This window comes from Treponema sp. R80B11-R83G3, assembly GCF_054786115.1.
Genome location: NZ_BDHF01000391.1, coordinates 1 through 630, shown reverse-complemented (window position 1 = coordinate 630; position 630 = coordinate 1). Strand labels below are relative to the sequence as shown.

Sequence of the window (630 nt, the reverse complement as noted above, 5' to 3'; positions counted from 1 at the left end):
AAAAAGACCGACCATTATGAATGGATGTACAAGGTCAGCGATATTATTAATTCATTGATAAACGCAGGATTAACAATAGAATTTTTCAATGAATATGACACTCTGTATTACGACGCAGGCGGAATGGAAAGAAGCGTTGAGGGAGCATATCATTTCCCTTTTTTGGACAAGAAATTGCCATTTACATTCAGCCTTAAAGCAAGGTTGATTATAAGATAAAATATTTAAGGAGAAAAGCATGGAAAGCATAAAAAGAAGCGACGTAAACGAGCAATGGGCGCATACCGGCATTGTCGAAGCCGGAGATTTCGCCTTTATAAGTTATTGTGTAGGCAATATAGGTCAGCCCATTGAAAACCAGATAAACGGCGCTATTGACCATTTGAAAAAAAGGCTTGAAACAATAGGCTTAACATTGGATTCAGTTGTAAAACTGGACTGCCTGTTCAGAGACATATGGAACATACCAGTAATGGAAAAAGTCTTTAAGGAACGGTTTAACGGAAAATATCCCGCAAGAAAATCAATACAGACGGAATTTGCCCATGTCGGTGGACAAGAAGGGCTTTTGTTCCAACTTGACGCAATAGCGTATAAGAAGTAAAAGGGATACATGGAATTAAATTTAAA

2 protein-coding genes are annotated in these 630 nt (G+C 37.8%); both read left to right on the top strand.

Annotated elements, in window-relative coordinates; genetic code table 11:
- Positions 1–219: hypothetical protein (locus tag ACYVRH_RS14045; protein WP_461257502.1), on the top strand; the 219-nt coding region annotated here is incomplete at its 5' end.
- Positions 220–238: 19 nt separating this feature from the next.
- Positions 239–604 (top strand): RidA family protein, encoded by a 366-nt coding sequence (locus ACYVRH_RS14040; protein ID WP_461257501.1) that lies wholly within the window; start codon positions 239–241, stop codon positions 602–604.
- Positions 605–630: the final 26 nt, after the last annotated feature.

What these genes read in the sequence shown, in the direction of transcription:
- ACYVRH_RS14040 (WP_461257501.1), top strand. Translation starts at nt 239, where the DNA reads ATGGAAAGCATAAAAAGAAGCGACGTAAACGAGCAATGGGCGCATACC.